Raw genomic sequence first — 19,309 nt, forward strand, 5'->3', positions numbered from 1 at the left:
TCTTTAGCCTCGGATTGACGGCCGGGTGGAACGGATGCGCGCTGAGGGCCGCGACATGGCGTGAAACTGCCTGTCGAGAGCAGGACCCGGTGCCGCACCCCGTTCTGTTATTCCGATGAGGGGTGCGGCCAACAGGAGGGCCGCAACCGGCAGCCCAGCGCCAACGCATCATGGCGCCACCGAATGCGCGCGCCGTTCGTCACCCGGCCAACCTACCTCCTCGATTCATTTCCGCCGGACAAAGATCGTGACCTTCGGATCTCCGTAGACCTCCCGCCAAGCCGGCTCCTGTGCCAGGGTGTCGTCGAGGAGGGTATTGCGCCCGACGATGGCCCAGTCCACGCCGTACTTGTCCAGCACCCGCAGTTCCGGCGGGTCCCAGGCCGTGAGCGCGACATAGTCGTAGAAGATCCACCGGTCGCCGATCCGCCAGGCCGGCATCCGCCCGTCAATGAAGATCTTCTCCTCCGGCAGCCACCAGAGGAGGAACCCGCCCAGCCCGTAATCGTTGTAGAGTTTCGTCCCGACCTGCTCCCGATGGCCCTTGATCCATTGCACCGCCTCGATCGGATAGTCGGTCGTCTTGAAATAGGCCTCCGGCTCCAAGCCTGCCAGCAGCACCCGCTCCAGATGGTCCGGTCCCAAAGAGGCGATGACGAGCGCCGCCGCCACCGTCGCGGCCAGGAGCCACCGCTTCTGCGCGCGAGGTTCACCGATGCGCGCCGAGACCCGCCTGGCCGCCTCGCCGAGCAACTCGGCCCAGAGCGGCACGCTCAGCAGGAGGAAGAACAGGAGGTTCCGCCAGTGACGCAGCGAGAGCGCGAGAAAGACGAGCAGGACCGTCCAGCGCAGGGGCTCGATCCGGCGATAGAGCCCCGCGACCGCCAGCCCCAGCGCGATCAAATACCCCACGTACGTCGCCCCGGCCCGGTTGCCCAACGAGACCGGCTGCCACTCGTGCAGGGTCTGGATCATCAGCTTGTCCGTCAAGGAGCTGAAGATCTCCCCGTGCAGCCGCCAGCCGTAGGGGTTGACCAACGTCGCAGCTGAGGCCGCCACGAGCACGAGCGCAAGATGTGCGATCTGGGGCCAGGTCAAGGCCGGCTCGTCCAAACGGGAGGCCAGCGCAGGCCAGCGGACGAGCAGGAGCTGCACGATCACCGCCGCGACGACGAACAGACCCAGGACGAACAGACCGGCGGTGAACCCCCCGTGCAGATTCGCCCACAGGAGGAACAGCGGCGGAAGGCCCCAGAGGGACGAAACCCGCCCGGCGCGATACAAGTCGAAGCACCGCAACGTCACCGCCAGCCCGAGCAGGGTCACCAACTGGGTCCTGGTGCCGAGGAACGGGAGAGCGACCCAGAGGGCCCCGGACACGGCCAGCAGCCGGCTCGTGCTTCCAGCCCTCGCCTGCCCGGCGCTCACCAGGAACGCGGCGGCGGTCACCGAGGCAAAGAAGAGGATGACGCCCAGGGACCCGGCCTGCCCCAGCCCCCCGTACAACCACCCGATCAGGGCGTCCGTCCCCCAGGCATGGTTCACCCAGGGCCAGTCCGGCATGGTGTGGGAGTAGGGATCGGTGGCCGGCACCCTCAGCCCCTGCTCCAGCAGATCGAGGCCGTTCCGCAGGTGCCAGCCGAAGTCCGGCTCCACGGGCGGCTGCAAGGCGAGATTCAGGACGAAGACCAGGAGAAAGATATCGAGGGTTAGGGGCGATGAGTGATGAGTGACGGGTGATGGGTGATGGGTATTGTCTTCGGATCTCACAGACGGTTGTTCCCGCTCAAACCTTATTCACCCGCTGCCCTTCCACACCTACTCACTCGTCACGCGTCACCGATCACGCGCCCTCCTGGGCGCCTGACCAGCAGGTTGCCCAGCACGAGCCAATCCACGTCCGTTCGGAGGAAACAGCGGACGGCTTCCTCCGGCGTGCAGACGATCGGCTCGTTGACGTTGAAGGAGGTGTTCAGGAGCACGGGGACGCCGGTCAGCCGGTCGAAGGCCTCGAGCAACTTCCGGTACTTGGGGTTCGCCGTCCGATCCACGGTTTGGACGCGGGACGTTCCGTCCGCGTGGACCACGGCGGGGATGATGCCCTTGGCCGAGGGGCGCACCGGACAGGTGAACAGCATGAAGGGGGACGGCTCCGGGAGGTCGAAATACTCCGTCGCCCGTTCCTCCAGCACGGAGGGGGCGAAGGGCCGGAAGGGCTCCCGCAGCTTCACCTTGCTGTTGATGAGCTCCCGCATGTCCTCCCGCCGCGGATCGGCCAGCAGGCTCCGGTTGCCGAGGGCCCTGGGACCCCATTCCATACGATCCTGGAACCAGAAGACCAGGCGCCCCCGGGCCAACTCCGTCGCGACCCGGACGCACAAATCCTCGTCCGGCAGCGTCTCCCAGGTCAGCCCGGCCTGGGCGAGGGTCCGCCGGTACTCGGCTTCGCCGAACCGGGGCCCGAGGTAGGTCTGGGTCATGACCTCGCGCCGGGCGAGGGTTCCGCGCCGGGCGGACAGCCAGAGCGCCGCGCCGAGCGCCGCGCCCGCATCCCCGGCCGCCGGCGGAACATAGATTTCGCGGAATTCCGACTCCCGGCGCAGCCGGCTGTTCGCCACGCAGTTGAAGGCCACCCCTCCGGCCAGACAGAGACGGTCCACCTTCGTCAGGCGGTGCAGGTGGCGCGCCAGGTGGAGCAACGTCTCTTCGAGCACGAGCTGGGCGCTGGCCGCCAGATCGCGATGCCGCTGGGTGATCTCCTCCCCCGGCTTCCGGTTCGGCCCCAGCAGGCGGACGAGGTCCGGCAGGAAGACGCCGACCCGGGCCAGGTGGAAATCGAACAGCCGGACGTTCAGGGAAAACCCGCCGTCCGGCTCCAGCCGCAGGATGTGCTCGCGGAGGAGCGGCGCGAGCGTCGGCTCGCCGTAAGCCGCCAGCCCCATCACGATATATTCGTCCTGATCCGGGACAAAGCCGAGGAAGGCCGTGACGGCCGCGTAGAACTGGCCGAGCGAGTGGGGCAGGGCGATCCGCGAGAGGACCTTGATGGAGCTCCCCTCCCCCACCCCCAGCATCGCCGTGTGGGCCTCGGAGGCCCCGTCCACGACCAGGATCGCGGCCCGTTCGAACGGCGAGACGAGAAAGCTGCTGGCGGCGTGGCAAAGGTGATGGTCCAGAAAGACCGGCTGGGCCCGAACGGGCCCGAGGGCGGCGGCCAGCTTGCGCGAGAGCAGGGCCAATTCGGCCCACTCGCGGCCCAACCGTTCGACTCCCCTCGTCCCCTTCACCCGGAAGAGCGTCGGCGAGCGCAGCATGGCGGTCAGGGCCAGGGCGGCGCGGCGGCCGATCATCCAATACTTCCAGGGGACCGCGATCGCATCCACCTGGTCCAGCCGGATGCCGGCCTCCTCTACACAGTATCGGATCGCGTGGAGCGGGAGCGCGGTGACGTGCTTGATGCGGACGAACCGTTCCTCTTCGGCCGCGGCCAGGATGCGCCCGTCCTGAACCAGGGCCGCTGCCGCATCGCGCATGTTCAGGAGCCCGAGGACGCGCATGGCCGCCTAGGATAAACGAGCGGCCCGACTGGGGCAAGCTTCGCGCCGGTTGCAATTGCCACCCGATTCCGGTACGGTGGCTGGCGTGCGGCACGCGTTCCACCCCTCTCAACGTTGCACCGTCGCCGAATCATGAGCAACCTCCGGATCACCCATCAGGGTCGCATCCCGCTGCGATGCGGCCTCGCGGGGCTCGCACCCGTGCTGCTGATCGCGCTGCTGACCGGATGCGACAAGGCCAAGGGGGTCTTCATGCGCGCCACCCTGCCGGACATGGGGCCGCCGATCCCCATGTCGGTCAGGATTGACTTCGATCCTTCGCTGGTCAAGGCTCGCGACCAGTTCACCAACGCCTGCAACGCCCCCCAGGAGATGCGCATCGGGGAAGAGCTCGAATCGGTGCTGATCCAGGCCGCCTATCAGAACTTCAAGGCCGTCTATACCGGCGGCAAGGTCCCGGCCGGCGTGAAGCCTGACGTCGAGGTGTACCTGACGCTCCAGCAGGCGGGGCTCAAGATTCAGACGGACGGCATTTACGACCGCCTGCCCACCGACCTGACCCTCGAGGTGTTGGCCCTCTTCAAGGACTCCTCCGGCAAGGTGCTGCTCGAACAGCCGATCAAGGCGAACCGGCAGGAGAAGCTGATCCTGGAACCAACTCAGCACCGGTGCGCCTACCTCGGGTCGGAAAAATTTCTCCACGATGCAGCCGTCGGCCTCGCCGTCCAGTTCGTCCAGCACGCGCGCAACCTCCTCGCACCCGACGCGGCCTACGCCCAGGCCGCCGGACCGCCGGGCGAGCCGGCTCCCCCGGTCCAACCCGCCCCTGCGATCCAGGCCGCGCCTGCGCCAGTCCCGCCACAGGCCGGCCCGGCCGGCCTCACCTTCAAGGCGACGGTCCTGGATGAGAACAACAACGCCGTGCTGGAGAGCGGCGAACGGGTCAAGGTCCGCGTGGACCTGATCAACGCCGGCCAAGCGCCAGCCCAGAACGTCTCCGTTTCCTTGAGCGGCTCCCCCGCGATCCTTTCGCAATTCCCGGCCACGAGCCTGCCGATCGGGACGCTCCAGCCCGGCGAATCACGCTCCGTGGAGTTTCCCGCGACGCTCCCCCCCTCGGCCGGAGAATTGCGGGGCGAGCTGCAGGTGTCCCTCGCCGCAGCCGGCGCAGTCGCGGCCCCGGTCCAGACTGTGGCCGTCACGGTCAGGCCGGCAGGAACGCGCGCGTCGGCCGGCCCGCAGGCAGCCCGCTCCTATGAAGACGTGGATCGGGTGCCGGCCTCCTCGGGGCTCCAGCGGCCCCAGACGCACTTGGTCGCCATCGGCCTGGGGAGCTACCGCGACCAGCAGATCCCGGCCCGCAAATACGCCGCGCGGGACGCCGAACTCGTTGCCTCGTATTTTCAGTCCCTGGGCGGCGTGTCGGCCTCGAACGTACGGGTGCTCCAGGATCGGAAGGCGCTGCGAGCGGACATCGAGGAGACGCTGATGGACTGGCTGCCGCCCCGCCTGACCGGCGAGTCGGTCGTGATCGTGTACTTCGCAGGCCACGCCAAGGTCGACGTCTCAGGCGAGACCTACCTGGTGCCGTACGAAGGAAGCGGCACCTCGGCGGCGCGGCTTTACCCGGTCAAGGACCTCCAGGACACGCTCGGCAAGCTGAAGGCGCGGCACGCCCTGCTCATCTTCGACGGATCCGTGACGCGGCTCGGAAAGGACGCGAAGGCGAAAGGCAAGTGGCCCAAGTGGGCCGGCGGCAACGGCAACCTGGTCGAGCTGATCGGGACGACCGGCACACAGCCGGGGCTCGAGCCGGAGCAGCTCAAGCACGGGCTGTTCACGTACCATCTCCTGCGCGGGCTTGCGGGCGAGGCCGACGCGAATCGCGACGGAGACGTGACGCTGGGCGAGTTGGCCTCGTTCCTCCGCCAAGCCGTTCCGACTTCAGCCAAGGGCGACTTCGGCCAGGACCAGCGCCCGCAGATCTTGCCGCCGCTGACCGCTTCCAGCAAAGCCGCCGGACTCACCTTGACGAGAACCGCCCGCTAGCCGACCCGCGTGGGCCGGTTTTCGGCGGCCAGCCGAGGCAAAAGAAAAGGCGGAGGGGGACGCCCCTCCGCCTCTCCGATTCCGCAAAGCCCTGGCGGCGCTTAGTCGCCGCTCTTGCAGAAGCTCCGCTCGTAGTTGATGATCGTCCAGGCCTCTTCTTCGTTGATCGCGGCCGGAATCAGCGGCACCATGCCGGTCCCCGGGCTGCCGTTCTTGATCACCCAGAAGAGCTCGCCGTCCTTCCGCTTCTTGTGGAACTTGCAGTTCGTGAAGTTCCGCGGGCTGGGGTTCAAGATCTGGCCGGCCGGGCCGTCGCCCTTGCCTTCCTTGCCGTGGCAGTTGAAGCAGGTGCCCTTCCCCTCGAACAGGGCCTTGCCCTTGGCGACGTTCTCCGGCGTCGCGGGAACCGGGTTCTTCATCGCCTTGGCCTCGGCGATCTTGTCGGCCGGAACCCGGGGCTTCAGCGGGTCCCGCTCCTCCGCCACCGCCGCGGTGGCCGCCACGAACATCAGCGCGGTCAAGAGACCGATTGACCTCGAAACATACCGCATCACAGCTCCTCCTTTGTTTGGATCAAGGTTGCGAGAAAATAAAGACGGGTAACCCCCGCTAAAGCGGCAGGAATATAGCAACCGCTTCTCGGGCTTGTCAAGAAAATTTGAGCCCTTTCAGCCGCTTCTCCGCCAGCGACAGAGGCTTTCCCTGTGCGGTCGGCCAGGGGCTGCCGGGCTCCGTTCACAGGCGGCGAAGGACCCCCTCCAGCACGGCCCCGACCGACGCGGCGCGCCTCTCCGCCTCCGCGACGACCAGCTCGTGTCCCTGCTGTTGGCTCAACGGGGCCCCGGCCCGGTTGGTCAGCAGCGCCAGCCCCAGGACCCGGAGGCCCAGGGCGCGCGCCACGATCACTTCCGGCACGACGGACATGCTGACCGCGTGGGCCCCCAACCGGGCCAGCATGGCCGCTTCCGCAGCCGTTTCATAGCTCGGCCCCGTGACGGCCGCCAGAATCCCGCGACGGACGGGCAGGCCGGCGGCCCTGGCCGCGCCCTCGGCCTGGCCCAGAAGGTCCGGATCGTAGGCCCGCGCCATCTCGACGAATTGAAATCCGGCGCCGGCCAGGGGATTGTCGCCCATCAGGTTCAGGTGATCCTCGATGAGCAGGAGCGTCCCCGGCTGTGCGTCGTCCAGCGCTCCGGCCGCGCAGGTCACGATCAACGTCTTGACGCCGAGCCCGGCCAGGACGCGGACCGGCCGCGTGACCGTCTCCAGGGAATGGCCTTCATAGCGGTGGACGCGTCCCTGCAGGATCGCCACGCGGGGACCGCAGCGGTCCGTCAGGACCAACCGGCCCGCGTGTCCGGCCGCGGAACAGGCGGCGAATCCCGGAATCTCCGTGTAGGGAATTGTGGCGAGAATGGGGAGTTGATCGGCGAAACGACCGAGGCCGGAGCCGAGAATGACGCCGACCGTGGGAAGCGCCGGGAGGCGGGAGCGGAGGGAGTCGATCGCCTGTTGCGTCAGAGAGGAAGGAGAGCCGTCACCCGTCATGGACGTTTGATCACGATGTCGCGGGCGACTTTGCCGCTGGGACCGAACGGTCCGACCGGCTTGCCGTTCAGCTCCACGCGGACGCCCCCGGCGTTGCCGAGCGTGAGCGTGAACCGGTCCGCGGCCTTCCACCGGGCCCGTTCCCCCGGCCGGAGCAGGGCCTCGTGCGGGCTGGCTCCGTCCACCTGCACCACGACCCAACTGAGCTCCAGCGCTTCAATATCCAAGGTCAGCCCGTCCCGGGACGCGTCCCCTTCCAAGGGAAGCCCGAGCAACGGCTCGTTCGGCGCGCTGGTCATCGGCAGGGAGGCGGCCGGCTCGCTCGGCTGGCTCCCCTGGGTCTGGGGCGCCACCGCAGGCGCCGTCTCTGACGGCGCCGGTGCTGGCTGAGCCGGGGCGGGCCGGCTTGGGACCGCCAGCTTCTTGCCGGTCTGCTCCGGTTCCCCGCTCTGGCGACCGGGGGACACGGCGGCCTGCTCACGCCCCAGGAGCAACACCAGCGCGAGCAGGGCGACGGCGACGGCGGCGATGACCACCTTGCGATTGGCCTTCTTGCGCCGCTCGTCTTCCTCCTGCCGGACCCGCAGTTGCTCCAGCTCGGACTGCTTCTCGTAGAACGTCCCCGCCGATTCCACGAACCGGCGCATGGCGTCCTCCTCGTCCAGACCCAGGGACCGGGCATAGGACCGCACGAATCCCTTGGCGAAGACCTGATCGGGCAGCTTGGAGAAGTTGCCCTCCTCCAGGGCTCGCAGGAAATCGGGGTTGATGCGGGTCTTCGAGGCCACCTCGTCGAGGGTGAGCCCCTTGGTCTCGCGCACCTGTTTGAAGAAGTCGCCGACTGATTCCATGATGCCTCGCTACGGCTTCAGCCGCCGGAGCCACTTCTCGGCGTCAGCGGCAAACTGCCCGCCCTTGTCCAGAGCCGTCACCTGCCTCAACGACTCGCGGGCCTTCTCGTTGCTCCCGAGCCGGTAGTACGCGATGCCCAACTGGAGGTGAAGCTGGGCCGGCTGGACGTTGGGCGGTCTGACCTGCAGCGCGTCCTCGAAGGCTTGCGCCGCGCCCTGCATGTCGCCTTCACGCGCCAGCGCCTGCCCCAGGTTGTACAGGGCCACATCGGGCGTCGGGTACAGCGGATTGTCGAGCGCGCGGCGGTACTCCTTGATCGCCTCCTGCCACCGGTCCTGACTGGCCAGCACCACGCCCAGATAGGTGTGGGCCTCCGAATAATCGGGGTCGATCCGGATGACTTCCCGAAACTCCCGCTCGGCCGGCCCATATTTCCGCTGATTGGCCAGGATGTGTCCGATGTAGTAGTGCGCGTCCCGATGGTTCGGGTTCTCCTGGACGGCCTTCTGGAACGAGACGTAGGCCTGCTGGCGGTCGGCCTCCAGGCTCGCGAACCCCTCCCGATAATAACCGTCCGCCTTCTTGATCTGCTCTTCGGTGGCGCCGCAGCCGGCCCCCGTGCCGAGCAGCACGGTCGCACAGGCTCCCAGGAGCCCGACGGGCCAGCCGGAACGCCGGAGCACGCGCCTGTTCACGACAGGTCCTCGAAATGGGTCAACCGCTTGAACTCGCGGAACCGTCCTTGGATCTCTTTGTAATCGAGGGACCGCAGCCGGTCAAGACTGAAGGCCTCAACCGTGAACGAGGCCATGACGCTGCCGAAGATGATCGCCTGGCGGATCGCCGCGTCCGACAGGTTCCCCGTCGCCGCCAGGTAGCCCATGAAGCCGCCCGCGAACGTGTCCCCCGCGCCGGTCGGGTCCCGCACTTCCTCCAGCGGGAAGGCCGGGGCCCCGAAGGTGTACGTGCGGTTGAAGTGCAACACCCCGTACTCACCGCGCTTGACGACGAGGTGCTTGGGCCCGCGGGCCAGGACGTCCCTGGCCACCTTGACCAGGTTCGGCTGGCCGCCGAGCGCCCGGGCCTCCCCGTCGTTGATGATCAGCACGTCCACCTCTGCCAGCGTGCGCCACAGCGCGTCCCGCTTGCCCTCGATCCAGAAATTCATCGTGTCGCAGGCCACGAGCTTGGGCCGGTTGACCTGGCGCAGCACGTCGAGCTGCAGTTCCGGATCGATGTTGCCGAGGAACAGCAGGTCCGGCGACCGGTACCGGTCCGGAATCCTGGGCCGGAACGTCTCGAACACGTTCAGGTGCGTCTCGAGGGTGTGGGCCTCGTTCAGTTGGTGCGTGTACTCGCCCTTCCAACGGAACGTCCGTCCCGGCCGCCGCTCGAGCCCGGCCAGATCCACGCCGCGGCTCTTGAGGAACGCGAGATGCTGCTCCGGAAAGTCTTCCCCCACGACCGCAATGAGGTTCACACCCGTAAAGTAGCTGGCCGCGGTCGCGAAATAGGTCGCCGACCCGCCCAGGACTTCGTTTCCCACCCCGAACGGCGTCCGGACCGTATCCAGCGCCACCGACCCGACGACGAGCAACTCTCCCATTTCCCACAGCCCTTTCGTTACGCGTTGTCTGTGAAGTGTGATGGGTGATCGGTGATGGGTTGACTCTTTTCACACTTCATACGTCACGCATCACCCGTCGCCCATCACGTCTTTTTGAGATACCGGCCGATCAGCAGGTCCAGCCGCTTCCGCGCTTCCCGTGGAATCCGGTTCGGGGCGGTCAGGACGGCCTTCGCGAGCGCCGTCCCGCAGAGGCAGGTCCGCGGCTCGGCCGCGACCGGAAGCGCGGCCCGGATCACGCGCTTGGCCAGCGCCACGTTCTTGTGCAAGGTGGCCAGGATCGCCTCGACCGTCACCGATTCTTCGCTCTCGTGCCAGCAGTCGTAGTCCGTGGCCAGCGCCATCGTGGCGTAGCACAGCTCCGCTTCGCGGGCCAGCTTGGCCTCCGGCATGTTGGTCATCCCGATCACGTCCACGCCCCACTGCCGGTAGAACAGCGACTCGCCGCGGCTCGAAAACTGCGGGCCTTCGATGCAGAGGTACACGCCCCTGTGGTGGACCGTCGCGCCGGTTTCCTGCGCGGCTTTGCGCAGGGCCTCGGCGAGCCTGCCGCAGACCGGATCCGCGAACGCGACGTGCGCCACGACGCCCCGGTCGAAAAACGTGCCGGCGCGGCGCTTGGTGAGGTCCACGAACTGGTCCGGCAGCAGCACGTCGCCGGGCCGCACCGTCTCCTTCATGCTGCCGACCGCGCTCACGGAGATGACGCGCGTCACGCCCAGCGACTTGAGCGCGTAGACGTTCGCGCGGTAATTGATCTCGCTGGGGCTGAACCGGTGGCCGCGGCCGTGCCGCGAGAGGAACGCCACCTTCACGCCGTCGATCGTGCCGAGCACGAGCGCGTCCGAGGGGCGCCCGAACGGCGTGCTGAGCCGGACCTCCTTCACCTGTTCCAGCCCCTCCATTTCGTAGAGGCCGCTCCCGCCGATGATCCCGATGTCCGCCTGCGGTTTCTTCGTGCTCGTCTTCCTTGCCATTGTTTCCCTTCTCTCCTTTACCGACCGTCCGTGCCGGTCGCCGCCGGCCCGGCTCCGGACCTGACCGAGGCCGCCAGCTCCGAAAGGAACCGCTCGACCAGTTCCAATAGCCTGGCCGCAACCTGCTCCGGCGACTCCCGCTCTTCGATCCTCACCCAGACCAGACCCGGCTCCTTGCGGAACCAGGTGAGCTGCCGTTTGGCGAAATGTCTGGTGTCCCGCTTGAGCCGCCGCACCGCCTCCTCGTAGGAGTACTCGCCGGCCAGATAGCCGGCGATCTGCCGGTAGCCCAACCCCTTCATGGAGCCCAAGTGCCGTCCGTAGCCCCGGTCGAGCAGCCGCCCCGTCTCTTCCACCAGTCCCTTGGCTAACTGCTCCTCCACCCGGGCTTCGATACGGCGATAGAGGCTGGCCCGCTCCCGGGTCAGGCCGAGGAGCAGGGGCGAGAAGGGTCGCTCGCCAAACGAATGGGCGCGATGGGCTTCCGAGAGCGGACGGCCCGAGAGGTGGTGAACCTCCAGCGCCCGGATGATCTTCACCTGGTCGCGCGGATGCAGCCGGCCGGCCGATTCCGGATCCACGCGAGCCAGCTCCCGATGGAGCGACTCCGGCCCCTCCGCCCGCGCCGTTTCCATCAGCCTCGCCCGCAGGCTCCAATCTGCCACGGGGCCGTCCCACAACCCCCGAAGGAGGGTGCGAATGTACAGCCCCGTCCCCCCGACCACCAGCGGAACCCGGCCCTCCTCGTAGAGCCGCTCGATCTCCGCGAGCGCCCGGCGTCGAAACAGGCCGGCGTTGAACGGTTCGTCCGGCTCCACGAGATCGATCAGCCGGTGCGGGATCCCCCGACGCTCGTCGAGGCTCGGCTTGTCCATCCCGATGTCCATCCCGCGATAGACCTGGCGGGAGTCCGCGGTCAGCACCTCGGTGCCCAGCGCCTGCGCGAGCAGGACGCCGATCCGGCTCTTGCCCACCGCCGTCGGTCCGGCAATGACCACGACGGGCTTGAGCTCCGTCGTGAGCCGTGAGACGCGAGACGTGAACAGGCCGCCGGTCATGTTTGCTCTCTCTTCCGTTTCACGTTTTGCGTTTCACGTCTAACGCCCAAAGATACGGGCCAATTCCTCTTCCGGCAGGCGCAGCGCAATCCTCCGCCCGTGGGGACAGGTCATCGGAAGCCCTTCCCCGACCCATTCCTCGATCAGCCGCCTGCTCTCCGCCAGCTCCATTCCCCGCCCGGCCCTGACCGCCCCGTGGCAGGCGAGCGAGGCCAGGACCGGGCGGACCCGCGCGTCGAGCGAGGAGGTCGAGCTCCACTCGGAAAGATCCTCGAGCAGGTCCTGCACGAGGGAGCCGTAGTCGAGGTGTCCCAGCAGGGCCGGCACCGCCCGGATCACGAAGGCCGAAGTCCCGAAGGGTTCGATGGCCAGCCCCAGCTTCTCCAGATCGGCCAGATGCCGCTGCAGCAACGAGGCCCGGTCGGGCGGCAGCTCGATGGGCTCGGAAATCAACAGCGGCTGCGACGCCACGGTCTGGCTGGTCCAGGCCCGCCAAAGCCGCTCGAACAGCACCCGCTCGTGCGCCGTGTGCTGGTCTATGACCTGCAACTCCGGACCGACCTGCGCGATCAGGAACGTGCGGGCAATTTGCCCGAGGGGGACCACCTCCCAACCGAACGCACCCGACGGTCCGGCCGCATAAGGGACCGCGGCTTCACTGGCCGTCCCGGCATGCCCCGCTCCATCCTTGGACGGCTCCGGCTGCCCGTGCGTGAGGTGCAGGCGGGCCTGTTCTCCGCCGACGGCGGTCCATTGATGATACGGTGCAGGGCTGGGCCGGCGGGACGTCTCACCCCACGAAACGGGCTCGGTCCCCGGCCCGGCCGGCTCCGTCTGCGGACCGCCCAGCGCGGAGTGGACGGCCTGCCGCACGACCTGATGGACCAGGTCCTGGTCGGCAAACCGGACTTCCCGCTTGGCCGGGTGCACGTTCACATCCACGCGCCCCGGGTCTACCTCCAGAAAAAGGACGTAGCGGGGATGCCGCCCCTTGGCTAGCGCCGCTCCGTAGCCGTCATAGATTGCGTGGGCCACGGTCGGATTTTTGACCGCCCGCCGGTTGACGAAGAGATCCTGCGGCGTCCGCGCCGCGCGCGTCTGGTTCGGATCAACGGCGAGGCCTTCGAGCCTGACTCCCGCCCGTTCGCCTCTGATTTCCAGGAACTGCTTGAGCGCCCCGGCCCCATAGACCTGCAACGCCCGGTCCTTCCAGGAGGCCGCGGCGGCATATTCCGACACGTCCTGGCCGTTGTGCCGGAGGCGCACGTGCACGAGCGGCCAGGCCAGGGCCGCCTGCTGGACCGCCTGGCAGATGTGGGAGAACTCGGTCGCCTTCGACTTGAGGAACTTCTTGCGGGCCGGCGTGTTGTAAAACAGGTCGGCCACCTCGATCTGGGTGCCCGGCGCCGCCGCGGCCTCCTCCACCTTCGTCACGACGCCGCCCGTCGCGACGAGCCTGGTCCCGATCGAATCCTGCCGGCGGGCCGTGACCAGGTTGATGTTCGACACGGCGGCGATGCTGGGCAGGGCCTCGCCCCGGAACCCCAGGGTCGTGATCGCCCAGAGGTCCCGCTCCGACCGCAGCTTGCTCGTCGCATGGCGCTGGAAGGCCAGTCGGGCGTCGTCCTTCGTCATCCCCTCGCCGTCGTCCGTCACCCGGATCACGCCCAGGCCGCTGTCCGTCACCTCGACCGTGATCTTGGCGGCGCCCGCGTCGAGGCTGTTGTCGATCAACTCCCGGACGACCGCGGCGGGACGCTCGACGACTTCGCCCGCGGCGATCCGACCCGCGACGTCGGCCGGCAGGACATGAATCTTGCCGGGGCCGCCGGTCACGTGAGGAACCTCCGCGAGCCAGTCCGACGAGACGGGAACGGGGGGCGGAAGCGTCGCGGGACCGCCCTGTCTGGGAACCACCCCGCGGCGGAGAGACGGGGCGTGCGCCTGAGGCCGTTCATTTCAACTCGGCCAGCTTGTTCTTGGCCAACTTGGCTTCGTTGGAGGAGGAAAATTCTTCGATCACGCGCTTGAGATAGGTGCGCGCCTTCAGGACGTCCCCGGTCTCCGCCGAGAGCAGTCCGAGCTTGAACAGGGCCGAGGCCGCCTTTTCGCTGCGCGGATAGTCCTGAGCCACCTTCTCGAAGGCCTGCGTCGCGCGGCCCGGCTCCTTCATGTTGTAATACGATTCCCCGATCCAGTAGTGGGCGTTCGGCGCCAGCGAGGTGGACGGAAAATCTTTCAGGAACCGCTCGAATCCGGCGATGGCCAGCTCGTACCGGCCCGTCAGGTAGTCGTTGTAAGCCAGGTTGTACGCATTGGTCGGGCTGAGCCCCGGCGTGCCGGGCAGCGGCAGCTTCGGCTCGAGAGGCGGCACCTTCGCCGGCCTGGACTGGCGCGCCACGTCGGTGCCCGGCTCCGGTTTCGTCTGCGTCTCGGGTTTCGCCAGCATCGCCGGTGACGTTCCCTGGAGCTGGGCCAGACGGGCCTCCAGATCCCGGACCCGGTCCGACAGATCCCCGATTCGCCGCTGTAACTCCTCGTCCCTGCCGTCCGGCTCCTTGGCCGCGGCGGGCTTGCCCCCCAACTTGCTCGCCTTCGCCTCGAGCGCCTCGATCCTGGTCCGGAGCTCTTCCTGCCGCCTGCGGTCCTGCTCCTGGCTCTTGGTTACGGCCCGCAGGTCGTCCCGCACCTCCATGAAGTCGGCGTGTTTGGCGCAAGCACCAGGGCCGAGCGCGGCGAGGCCCGCCGCGAGCAGGATCCAGCGATGGGAGAATCGGACGGTCTGCATCTGATTCATCGCCCCTGCTTGATCTGCGCCAGCTTGTCCAGCGCCTTGTTGGCTTCGGGGCTCTTGGGATAAGCGTCCACGACCTGCCGGAGCACCGAGGAGGCCCGCTTCTTGTCCTTGAGGGCCAGGTAGGTGATCCCCTTCTTCAGCAGCGCGGCCGGAACCTTTTCGCTGGCCGGATAGCGGTGCACGACCTGATCGAAGGCTTCGATCGCCCGCTCGAAGTCCTTTTGCCCATAATAGCACTCCCCGACCCAGTATTGGGCGTTGGGAGCCAGGTCGGAGGTCGGGTACCGCTGCAGGAACTCCGAGAAGCCTTCTAGCGCGCCGGCCAGGTTGCCCTGCTTGTACTGTTGGAGATGCCGGTCGTAGACCTCCCGCTGGCCGGGCTGGGCTTCGCTCCCGGCGACCGGTGCGGCCGCCTCGCCCTTGGCCGGGCCGGGCTCGTCTGGCGAAGGCGCCTGGACCGGAACGGACGCGGAACCGGCGGGGACCGCATCCGAGGCTTCCGCTTGGCCCCCCACATGGCTCTGGGGGGCGGCGGCCGGCTGATGCGGCTGGTCCCCCTTCCGCCCGGCCGGTCCGTTGTGGCCGCGCTCCGGCTTTGCGCCCTTGCGGGACCGGATAGCGCGCAGTTCCTCGATCTCCTGGCTGAGCGACTGGACATGGGCCGACACCTGGCTGAGCTGACGCTCCTGCTCCTCCGCCTGCGCGACGAACTTGCCCCCCATGGCCTCCAGGGTCTTGGCCACCGAGCCGACGCTGCGATTCACCTCGGCGAGGTGCGCGGTGGTGGCCTTGGCATCCGCTTCGATCTTGACCGCCAGCGCATCGGTCCGTTTGGATAACGAGGCCTCCAGCTCGTTGACCCGCTCGTTGCCCCGCTTCTCCCGTCGGTCCATCTCGTCGGCCAAGCCGGTCAAGGCCTGCTTGAACTCTTTGAGCGCCTGGCCCAACTGCGTCAGTTGCTGGGCCGTCTGGCGCTCCTGCGCCTTTTTCTCCCCCAGGGCCTTGTCGTGCTCCGCCAGGCGCTGGTCCACCGTCGCGGCCATCTTGCCGATGGTGCCACCCAGCGCGTCCATCTGCGCGACGAGCTTGCCGATCTCTCCGCTGAGGCGCTCTCGATCGGCCTTCAGCGCGGCGGTCTGCGCGGCAGCCTGATCAGCCACCGCCTTCTCGACCGCCGCAAACCGTCGCTCGGCGTCCGCGTCCCGCTTGGCAAGCGCCTGATCAAGCCGAGCGGCGTGGTCGTCGAGCCGCCCTTCAAGCTTCTTGATTTGCTCCGACTCCTTCTCGATCTCGCCGGAGATTCTCGCGAGGTCCTCGCCCTTCAGCTCCCGAATCTCGTTGAGGAACTTTGCCCGTGTCTCATGGACGAGCCGGTCGAGATCCCCCTCGGCCTTCTTGATGTTGGCCTCCAGATCCTTCTCCCGCTTGTCCAGCTTCTCGATCCTGGCATTGAGGCCCCGCTCCATCTGCGTGAGCTCCGCCTTCTGCGCCAGACAGCCCGCCAGCAGCAGCGCCGTCGTCAGGCCTGCGGCACCCGTACGGACCCACCGGCCCGGCTGGCTCGTGCCGAGATCGCCGCCCCGCTCGATCATGCGCGCGTCACCCATTCCGCCCCCGGCCTTTCCCGCCTTCCGCGCCGGACGTTACTGCGCCCGCACCACCAAATGGGCCCGCCGGTTCTGCCGGTAGCACGTCTCTTCATGTTCCTTGCAGAAGGGGCGATCCTTGCCGTAGGAGGCCACGATCAGCCGTTCCGGGGCGACGCCGAGCTCGATCAGATAATTGCGCACCGTCTTGGCCCGCTTCTCTCCCAGGACCATGTTGTAGGCCTGCGTCCCCCGCTCGTCGCAATGCCCCTCGATCGTGAGCCGTTGATTGGGATTGGCTTTCAGCCATTCCGCGTCCTGCGCGAGGGACGCCTCGCCGTCCTTCGTGATCTTCACCGAGTCGAAGGCAAAGTACACGTCCGCCAGACCGGCCGCGGTTGTCGCAAGCTGCTCCTTCTGCCTCTCCTCCATCCCCTGGCGGGCCGCCTCGGAAGGCTCGGCCCTGGCCACCATCAACTCCCCGCCCAACTGCTCTTCCTTCGGAGATTTCCCGGGGGTGACCGGCTCAAAACCCTTCAGCGAGTTGTCACCGGAACCCGCCGGCTCCGGCGCAGAGGCCGCCTGCTGGCTCGACCGGCCCTCTTCCGGCCTCCCCTCCCTCGTGGTCCGCTCGGAGATTGCCGGCTCCCTTTGAGCAGACGCGGCTGGACTCTGGTCTTGTTTCGCCGCCCCCGGCTGGAAATCTCCCGCTCCCGCATCAGCCCCGATTTTCTTGCTGCAGCCGGGCGCCAGCAGGAGCAGCCCCCCCATCGCTCCCACGAGACAGACCGATTGCCATGCACGCCGCATTGTCATCGCTCCCTCCATTGATGCCCCGTTGTTTTCACTCCAGAGCAAGCACGCCGCAGCCCCCTCAGGCCGGCGACCAGGACGGGGAACTGTGATGCGACCCGCCCGAAGTCAGCCGCTCCAGATCCAACCCTTCGCTGGTGATCATGTAGATGTGGCTTTTCCCTCCCGAGGTCGAACTGAACACCAGATGGCGCCCGTCCGGCGACCAGGAAGGCGAGTCGTCCACGCCGGTGCCGGCCGTGATCTGGATTCGCTTCAGCCCGTCCGGGGTGATCAGGCACAGCTTGTATTGCCGTTCCTGCGTGCGGCAGACGTGTGCGATCCAGTTGCCCTTCGGCGACCAGGCCGGGGCGGCGTTGTAATCCCCCTCGAACGTGAGCCGGCGCAGGTTGGAGCCGTCCGCGCCCATGAGGTAGATCTGGGGCCCTCCGCCCCGATCCGAGACGAACGCTAGCTCCCGCCCCGTGGGCGACCAGGACGGGGAAAGGTCGCCGGCGGAGTGGTTGGTCAAGCGCATCGTGGCTTTGGTGCCGAAATCGAACTTGTAGATCTCCGAGTTTCCGTGCTGACTGCTCGCGAAGGCCAGCTCGCGCCCGTCCGGCGAAAAAGCCGGCGTGATGTTCAACCCGTCCGTCGAGACCAGCGTGGACCGCTTGCCGGTGGCCAGCTCGATCAGGTCGATGTCCTGCTTGCTCCGGCTCCGATAGGCGGTGAAGACCAGAAAGCGCCGATCCGGCGACCAGCGGGGCATGAGGTTCAGAAACCCGTCCGCGGTGACCTGGCGGGGGTTGTACCCGTCGTAGTCCATGAGATAGAGCTCGCGCCCGCCCCGCTGCTCGGACACGAACGCGATTTTCGTCCGGGCGATGCCCGGCTCCCCCGTGTACCGGTACACGAGCTCGTCCGCCAAGCGGTGCACCATCAGCCGCAGCACGCTCGGCAGTCCCACGTAGCGCTTGCCGACCATTCCCTCATTCTTTGCGCCGTCGTACAGGTAGCCGTCCATGACGAGGTCGGCGTCGCGCGTCGCGATGTTGCCCCAGACCGCCGCCGTGACGCCGTTCTCCGCGGCTCTCTTGAACAGCGCCTTCTGGGGGTCGTTGATGTCCTCCGGCCTGATCCCCAGCTTCACCGCGTCAACGACCGAGAAGATTTGAGAGCGGTGGAGGTCCTTCTTGAGCACCTCGGCGGCTCGCTCGCCCGGACGGTCGCTCAGGCCCCGATCCTGGAACCAGAGCACGGCGATTGGGATCTTCTGGAAATCGGGGCGCGTCGCCTCCAGGAACACGTCGGCGGCGTCCGACTCCAGGAGCCTGCCGAGCAGGACCGCGAGCAGCAGGAACGAGAGGAGGAGGATGCGCTTCACCGTCTTCACCCCGCCTCCTGCCCGACCGTGAAGATGAAGTGGACGTCCTGGGACTGCCCGGACAACTCGGGCGGGAACGGCGGGAGCCGGTCGACGCTCAACACGGCGCGCCGCGCCGCGTCATCGTAGTACCCGTTGCCCGAGGTCCTTTCGACGATCACCCTGCTCACGACGCCCGATCGGTCTATCCGGAAGCTGATCACGGCCTGTAGGAACCGTCCGGACAGGTCCACCGGCGGCGCCACCCACTGGCTGCTGATCTTCCGCTGGACCTTCGCCCAGTAGGGATCGAAGCCGGCGGACGCGCCGGGGACACGCATGTTGACGGCCGGGACGGGCTGGGCCGGCGGCCTCTCGGCCGCGGTCGGAGCCGGTTTGGCCGGTTCGTGGTCCTGCATCGGGCGCGCGGTCTTCGCCCTCGCCGCCTGCTCGGCTCGAAAACTCTCGAACTGCTTGGCCAGCGAGCTGGCCGGCTGCTTGGGCGCAACCTCCTGCGAAACCGTCGGGGCCACGGCTTCCGGCACGTTGAGCCGTTCGAGGTCCTTGCGAAACTTCTGGGGCACCGGATCGTTGCGGGACGGATTGACGCGGGCGGTCGGAGCCGTCTCGCGGGGCAGGTCCCCCAGTTGGGGCACGTCGGGAGGCAGCTCGATGCCGCGGAGCAGGTCCCGGATCTGGCTGCCGGATCGCTTGGCCACGGAAGGCGGCGGCACCGGCGCAGGCTTGATCGCACTCGGCCTGGCTGCGAGCTTGGCCGTTTGAACCGGCTTGGACGCAACGGGCGCCTCAACCGACTTGGACGGCGCAGGCTCCGGCTTGGATTGAACCGGCGGCGGGGGAGTCGGCCGCGACGCCGGCACGGACAACGTCACCAACGAAACCTGATAGGCGGACAGGGGTTGGTCGCCTTTCGGCATCAAACGGGTGCTCCCGATCAGCAGGAGCACGCCCAGGTGCAGGAGGACAGAGAGCGCCAGCATCCGTTTGATCGCCGGATCCTGCTCCGGAGCTGTCAGATGGAACACTGATTCGACCGTCATCCCCGCCGATTCCCGTTCGATGATTTTCGCCCGTCGCCC

Annotated in this window: 16 protein-coding genes; 1 reads left to right on the forward strand and 15 read right to left on the reverse strand. The window is 67.8% G+C overall.

Annotated elements, in window-relative coordinates:
- Positions 1 to 225 precede the first annotated feature (225 nt).
- A complete protein-coding gene (locus AB1411_01690) occupies positions 226 to 1,770 on the reverse strand; it encodes a hypothetical protein (protein MEW6542304.1) in 1,545 nt (514 codons plus the stop codon).
- A gap of 59 nt (positions 1,771 to 1,829) precedes the next feature.
- Positions 1,830 to 3,557, reverse strand: a complete 1,728-nt coding sequence (locus tag AB1411_01695) for a carbamoyltransferase C-terminal domain-containing protein (GenBank protein ID MEW6542305.1) — start codon at positions 3,555 to 3,557, stop codon at positions 1,830 to 1,832.
- A gap of 132 nt (positions 3,558 to 3,689) precedes the next feature.
- Between AB1411_01695 and AB1411_01700 the strand changes: the two genes are divergently transcribed.
- Positions 3,690 to 5,606: a caspase family protein gene (locus AB1411_01700; protein ID MEW6542306.1), complete on the forward strand. Its 1,917-nt coding sequence runs from the start codon at positions 3,690 to 3,692 to the stop codon at positions 5,604 to 5,606.
- 101 nt (positions 5,607 to 5,707) lie between these two features.
- Here the strand turns inward: AB1411_01700 and AB1411_01705 are convergent, their stop codons facing one another.
- The 13 genes from AB1411_01705 to AB1411_01765 form a co-directional block, all read right to left on the reverse strand.
- Positions 5,708 to 6,157: a cytochrome c gene (locus AB1411_01705; GenBank protein ID MEW6542307.1), complete on the reverse strand. Its 450-nt coding sequence runs from the start codon at positions 6,155 to 6,157 to the stop codon at positions 5,708 to 5,710.
- A 184-nt stretch (positions 6,158 to 6,341) separates the two neighbouring features.
- Entirely contained in the window at positions 6,342 to 7,154 is an 813-nt protein-coding gene (locus AB1411_01710) for a purine-nucleoside phosphorylase (protein MEW6542308.1), read from the reverse strand.
- Positions 7,151 to 8,005: a RodZ domain-containing protein gene (locus AB1411_01715; protein ID MEW6542309.1), complete on the reverse strand. Its 855-nt coding sequence runs from the start codon at positions 8,003 to 8,005 to the stop codon at positions 7,151 to 7,153. The genes AB1411_01710 and AB1411_01715 overlap by 4 nt, the downstream gene beginning before the upstream one ends.
- 9 nt (positions 8,006 to 8,014) lie before the next feature.
- Positions 8,015 to 8,701 (reverse strand): tetratricopeptide repeat protein, encoded by a 687-nt coding sequence (locus AB1411_01720; protein MEW6542310.1) that lies wholly within the window; start codon positions 8,699 to 8,701, stop codon positions 8,015 to 8,017.
- On the reverse strand, positions 8,698 to 9,612 hold the full coding sequence (locus tag AB1411_01725) for a PfkB family carbohydrate kinase (GenBank protein MEW6542311.1): 915 nt from the start codon (positions 9,610 to 9,612) through the stop codon (positions 8,698 to 8,700). Before AB1411_01725 ends, AB1411_01720 begins: the two co-directional genes overlap by 4 nt.
- Before the next feature lie 104 nt (positions 9,613 to 9,716).
- Positions 9,717 to 10,610, reverse strand: coding sequence for an S-methyl-5'-thioadenosine phosphorylase (gene mtnP, locus AB1411_01730; GenBank protein ID MEW6542312.1), 894 nt, complete (start codon positions 10,608 to 10,610; stop codon positions 9,717 to 9,719).
- 17 nt (positions 10,611 to 10,627) lie between these two features.
- Positions 10,628 to 11,668: a tRNA (adenosine(37)-N6)-dimethylallyltransferase MiaA gene (gene miaA, locus AB1411_01735; GenBank protein MEW6542313.1), complete on the reverse strand. Its 1,041-nt coding sequence runs from the start codon at positions 11,666 to 11,668 to the stop codon at positions 10,628 to 10,630.
- 39 nt (positions 11,669 to 11,707) lie between these two features.
- The gene (mutL, locus tag AB1411_01740; GenBank protein MEW6542314.1) at positions 11,708 to 13,504 is read right to left on the reverse strand and encodes a DNA mismatch repair endonuclease MutL; all 1,797 of its coding nucleotides are present in this window, start codon (positions 13,502 to 13,504) and stop codon (positions 11,708 to 11,710) included.
- Positions 13,505 to 13,622: 118 nt separating this feature from the next.
- A complete protein-coding gene (ybgF, locus tag AB1411_01745; protein ID MEW6542315.1) occupies positions 13,623 to 14,465 on the reverse strand; it encodes a tol-pal system protein YbgF in 843 nt (280 codons plus the stop codon).
- Positions 14,462 to 16,072, reverse strand: coding sequence for a tol-pal system protein YbgF (gene ybgF, locus AB1411_01750; protein ID MEW6542316.1), 1,611 nt, complete (start codon positions 16,070 to 16,072; stop codon positions 14,462 to 14,464). The genes ybgF (AB1411_01745) and ybgF (AB1411_01750) overlap by 4 nt, the downstream gene beginning before the upstream one ends.
- 36 nt (positions 16,073 to 16,108) lie before the next feature.
- A complete protein-coding gene (pal, locus tag AB1411_01755; protein ID MEW6542317.1) occupies positions 16,109 to 16,867 on the reverse strand; it encodes a peptidoglycan-associated lipoprotein Pal in 759 nt (252 codons plus the stop codon).
- Between the two features lie 58 nt (positions 16,868 to 16,925).
- Positions 16,926 to 18,239: a Tol-Pal system beta propeller repeat protein TolB gene (gene tolB / locus AB1411_01760; protein MEW6542318.1), complete on the reverse strand. Its 1,314-nt coding sequence runs from the start codon at positions 18,237 to 18,239 to the stop codon at positions 16,926 to 16,928.
- Positions 18,236 to 19,270, reverse strand: a complete 1,035-nt coding sequence (locus tag AB1411_01765) for a TonB family protein (protein MEW6542319.1) — start codon at positions 19,268 to 19,270, stop codon at positions 18,236 to 18,238. The genes tolB and AB1411_01765 overlap by 4 nt, the downstream gene beginning before the upstream one ends.
- Positions 19,271 to 19,309 lie beyond the last annotated feature (39 nt).

The organism is Nitrospirota bacterium (assembly GCA_040757595.1).
Taxonomy (GTDB): domain Bacteria; phylum Nitrospirota; class Nitrospiria; order Nitrospirales; family Nitrospiraceae; genus JBFLWP01.

Bases quoted from the DNA above. Each gene is read 5' to 3' on its own strand.
- AB1411_01695 (MEW6542305.1), bottom strand. From the start codon at position 3,557: ATGCGCGTCCTCGGGCTCCTGAACATGCGCGATGCGGCAGCGGCCCTG.
- AB1411_01700 (MEW6542306.1), top strand. From the start codon at position 3,690: ATGAGCAACCTCCGGATCACCCATCAGGGTCGCATCCCGCTGCGATGC.
- AB1411_01705 (MEW6542307.1), bottom strand. From the start codon at position 6,157: ATGCGGTATGTTTCGAGGTCAATCGGTCTCTTGACCGCGCTGATGTTC.
- AB1411_01710 (MEW6542308.1), bottom strand. From the start codon at position 7,154: ATGACGGGTGACGGCTCTCCTTCCTCTCTGACGCAACAGGCGATCGAC.
- AB1411_01715 (MEW6542309.1), bottom strand. From the start codon at position 8,005: ATGGAATCAGTCGGCGACTTCTTCAAACAGGTGCGCGAGACCAAGGGG.
- AB1411_01725 (MEW6542311.1), bottom strand. From the start codon at position 9,612: ATGGGAGAGTTGCTCGTCGTCGGGTCGGTGGCGCTGGATACGGTCCGG.
- mtnP (MEW6542312.1), bottom strand. From the start codon at position 10,610: ATGGCAAGGAAGACGAGCACGAAGAAACCGCAGGCGGACATCGGGATC.
- miaA (MEW6542313.1), bottom strand. From the start codon at position 11,668: ATGACCGGCGGCCTGTTCACGTCTCGCGTCTCACGGCTCACGACGGAG.
- ybgF (MEW6542315.1), bottom strand. From the start codon at position 14,465: ATGAATCAGATGCAGACCGTCCGATTCTCCCATCGCTGGATCCTGCTC.
- ybgF (MEW6542316.1), bottom strand. From the start codon at position 16,072: ATGGGTGACGCGCGCATGATCGAGCGGGGCGGCGATCTCGGCACGAGC.
- pal (MEW6542317.1), bottom strand. From the start codon at position 16,867: ATGACAATGCGGCGTGCATGGCAATCGGTCTGTCTCGTGGGAGCGATG.
- AB1411_01765 (MEW6542319.1), bottom strand. From the start codon at position 19,270: ATGACGGTCGAATCAGTGTTCCATCTGACAGCTCCGGAGCAGGATCCG.